General features: G+C 70.7%; 3 protein-coding genes and 2 pseudogenes. 3 read left to right on the top strand and 2 right to left on the bottom strand.

Translation table 11 applies throughout. The annotated features are described in order from the left end of the window. On the top strand, window positions 1-793 hold a 793-nt coding region (locus AC31A1_RS48930), incomplete at its 5' end, for an SDR family NAD(P)-dependent oxidoreductase (RefSeq protein ID WP_489659516.1). Between the two features lie 16 nt (window positions 794-809). Here AC31A1_RS48930 and AC31A1_RS48925 read toward each other — a convergent pair. Continuing rightward, window positions 810-1,553, bottom strand: a complete 744-nt coding sequence (locus AC31A1_RS48925) for a GntR family transcriptional regulator (RefSeq protein WP_489659515.1) — start codon at window positions 1,551-1,553, stop codon at window positions 810-812. Window positions 1,554-1,800: 247 nt separating this feature from the next. Between AC31A1_RS48925 and AC31A1_RS48920 the strand changes: the two genes are divergently transcribed. Next, entirely contained in the window at window positions 1,801-2,328 is a 528-nt protein-coding gene (locus tag AC31A1_RS48920; RefSeq protein ID WP_489659514.1) for a nuclear transport factor 2 family protein, read from the top strand. Window positions 2,329-2,430: 102 nt separating this feature from the next. On the opposite strand, the pseudogene AC31A1_RS48915 reads toward AC31A1_RS48920, so the two are convergent. Next, window positions 2,431-2,947, bottom strand: a pseudogene (locus AC31A1_RS48915) (thiolase family protein); the annotation flags it as partial. Between AC31A1_RS48915 and AC31A1_RS48910 the strand changes: the two are divergent. After that, window positions 2,946-3,108, top strand: a pseudogene (locus AC31A1_RS48910) (transposase); the annotation flags it as partial. The pseudogenes AC31A1_RS48915 and AC31A1_RS48910 overlap by 2 nt on opposite strands. Window positions 3,109-3,381: the final 273 nt, after the last annotated feature.

Raw genomic sequence — 3,381 nt, 5'->3', positions numbered from 1 at the left:
CCCCGGACCCGCCCCGATCGGCTCCGGCAGGCTCTCCGGCAAGGTCGTCCTCGTCACCGGCGCGGGCGCCGGTATCGGCCAGGGCTGTGCCCTGCTCTTCGCCGAACAGGGCGCCACCGTCGTCGGCTGCGACATCGACGCGACCGCGGCCGAACGCACCCGCAAGCTCGCCGCCGACCGCGGCCTGAGCCTCGACGTGCCGGGCCCGCTGGACATGACCGATCCCGCCGACGCCCGGCGCTTCGCCGACCAGGCACACGCGCGGCACGGACGGATCGACGCCCTGGTGACCGCCGGCGCCATCGCCCCGCACATGGCGACCGCCGCCGACATGGACTTCGACGGACAGTGGACCCCCACCCTGCGAGGCGAGGTCGACGTGGTCTTCCTGCCCGTACAGGCGGTGTGGCGGCACATGGAGGCGTCGGGGGGCGGCTCGATCGTCAACTTCGCCTCGGTGAACGCCTTCCGGGGCAGCGGGACCTTCGGCATGGTCGCGCACTGCGCGGGCAAGTCGGCCGTACTCGGGCTGACCCGTCAACTCGCCGTGGAGGGAGGCCCGTTGGGAATCCGGGCCAACACCATCTCGCCCGGCATGGTGCGCACTCCGGCCACCGAGTCTGCGGGCGCGCACGAGGGCGCGGCCCGCCAGGCGCTCCTCGACCGGATTCCGCTCGGGCGGGTCGGCCGGCCCGAGGACATCGCCTGGTGCGCCGTCTACCTGCTGTCCGACGAGTCCGCGTGGGTGACGGGCGGCAACTTTCCGGTCGACGGCGGTGTCCTCGCCAAGTAGGCGCCGACCAGGGTCCTCAGGCGGTGCGTCCGCGCTTGGCGCGGACGGGCGTGCCGGTGCGCGCGGCATCCTGTTCCAGCTGTTCCTCCACCGCCCGCAGGGCCCGCACGGTGGCTCCGGCGATCAGCGCGGAGGCCAGCTCGCCGTCCCGCTCCTCGTACGCCTGGATCAGCCGCTCCTGGTCGTCGACGCTGTAGGCGAGTCGGCCCGCACGGGTCAGGCTCAGATGGCGCAGCATGAGCGTGCGCAACGCGAGCGAGTCGAGGATCTGCTTCAGCGTGGCGTTGCCGACGATCTCGGTCATCCGCTCCTGGAGCTGCACATGGCTCCAGAAGTACGCGTCCACGTCCTCCTCGTCGGCGAGAGCGCGCATCGACTCGACACGCCCGCGCAGTTCGGCGAGTTCGTCCTCGGTGGCCCGCTCGACCAGCAACCCGGCGAGCATGGCCAGGAGTTGGCGCCTGACCTGGTAGATGTCCCGGATGTCCTGGAGGGAGGGCGAAGCGACGCGCGGCCGGCGGCGGGCCTTCATCTCCACCAGCCCCTCCTGTTCGAGGAGCATCAGCGCCTCGCGGACAGGGGTGCGGCTGGTTTCGAAGCGGTTGGACAGGTCGACGCTGTTGAGGTCCTGCCCCGGTTGCAGCCTGCCCTCGATGATGCCCTCGCCGACCCACTCGGCGATCTGCGCGACCAGTGGTTCACGACGGTCCCGCAGTCGCAGCAGGCGCTCCAGTACGAGATGGGTGTCCTGATGGGGCATGAGGGGGTCTCCCTGACTGATCCAGCTACGCACTCGTCCTGACGATGTCGACACTAGCGCACCTGACGCTGCGCACACGCGTGATTCATGCCCTATCTGTCGACAGATGGCGCAGTATGGGGGCAGGGGACAGGTGTCGACACGACAGCTCGCGGAGGCCGCGCCGTCAGTGCTTATCACATCGTCCCTCCATGACACCACCTCATCCGCCTTGTTCGATCCTTCACTTCCTCGCAGGAGGTATGCCATGCCGTCATCACCAGCCCAGGCCTGGGCCCACCGTCAGGGCCGCGTCGCGATGCGGCCGATGGAGCCCGCCGACTTCGGCCCCGAGGCGCTGTCCGCCCGGGCCCGGATCGCCGACGCCTTCTACCGGTTCGCCGTCGCCCACGACGAGGCACAGTTCGACCAGCTGGCCAGCTGCTTCACCGAGGACGCGGTGTTCGAGGTGGCGGAGGGCTCGGCCGAGCCGTTCGAACGCTTCGACGGCCGGACCGGGATTCGGCAGCGGCTGTGCGAGGTCATCGCCGAACAGGCCGACCAGCGAAGGCACTTGATGGGCAACGTCCTCGTCGAGGAACTCGACCTGACCGAGGGCCGGGCCACCGCGATCGCGTTCGGCCTGGTGTCCGTGGCCGCCGACACGGTCCGCTGGGGGGCCAGCGTCATCTACCAGGCGCGCTTGCGCCGCGAGGAGGACGGCTGCTGGCGGTTCTGCGCCTTCTTCATCGGCATGGACGCCTACGTCGGCGACAAGCCGGTCATCGGGGCATAGCCACCGGTCGCAGACGCGCCCACGGCCGGGGGCGCCTCATGCCCGGGTTGCGCCACGGTCTTCGACCGGCGCCACCAGGACTTCGTAGAAGCCCGACTCCTATGCTGCGTGGGCGAGTTGGCGGGAACGGGCAGTGAACTCGTCCTGCCGTTCCCGGGAGATCCCGAAGCGCGCGCGGAGCTGCTCGTTGGCCTCGCCGAGGGTGACCGTCCACTCCTTCGGCATCCGGGGTTGGGTTGACCAGCCGCCGGCCGAAGGTGGTCGAGACCGCGGTGATGTCACCGACCCGGGAACGGTCTCGCCGACTTGGGCAGAACCAAAACCCACGGCGCACGTGTCATCGACTCCACGCCGCCGGTCAGCATGACCTCGGCGTCGCCGGAGTCAATCGTGCGACTGGCGGTCATCGCCGTGTCGAGGCTGGAGCCGCACGGCCGATCGCCCGTGGTGCGGGGCACGCTCACCGGAAGTCCGGCGAGGGGCACCGCCATGGGCCGACGTCGGGGTTCTCCACGCCCGCGCCGTTGGCGTTGCCCCACCCCACGTCGTCGATCCCGGAGGGGGCGAGGCCCGGCGCCCGGGAGAGTGTCGAGGTGATCGCGGCGGTGGCGAGGCCGTCCCCGCTGGAACGGCTGAACCAGGGATCAAGCGGCGGGCAGACATCGTCCAGGTCTTCCCGACCCAGCCGCCCTGGACCGGCTCGCCGCCGCGGCCCTGGCCGAACTCCACGACGAATGGCAGGACTTCGACCGCCGGCACTTCTCCGACGCCTCGATCTCCGCCAGGGGATGCCGGGCCGGTCGGCCTGGCTGGGCTGCGGCCGGGGTCCAGTCGTGTGCCGCACCTGTCATCTCCTCGGTTGTGTCGACCCAGCCCGTCCGAGGCTCGGAAGCGCCGCGGGAAACCGTGCGGACTGGTCTCCTCGGCGACGCACCCCCCGTAGCCCGATTTCGGGCCGCGTTGCGGACCTGGCGACCCAGCGTTTCGGTAACGGCTGGGAGCCCGTTGGCGGGGACCGTATGACGACGGATAGTCAGAACCCCACCCACGCCC

Source organism: Streptomyces sp. P5F9 (assembly GCF_057961495.1).
The sequence above is the reverse complement of the archived record's forward strand: the minus strand, read 5'-3'. Positions and strand labels throughout refer to the sequence as shown.

Coding starts and splice junctions, on each gene's coding strand:
- AC31A1_RS48925 (WP_489659515.1), bottom strand. CDS start 1,553: ATGCCCCATCAGGACACCCATCTCGTACTGGAGCGCCTGCTGCGACTG.
- AC31A1_RS48920 (WP_489659514.1), top strand. CDS start 1,801: ATGCCGTCATCACCAGCCCAGGCCTGGGCCCACCGTCAGGGCCGCGTC.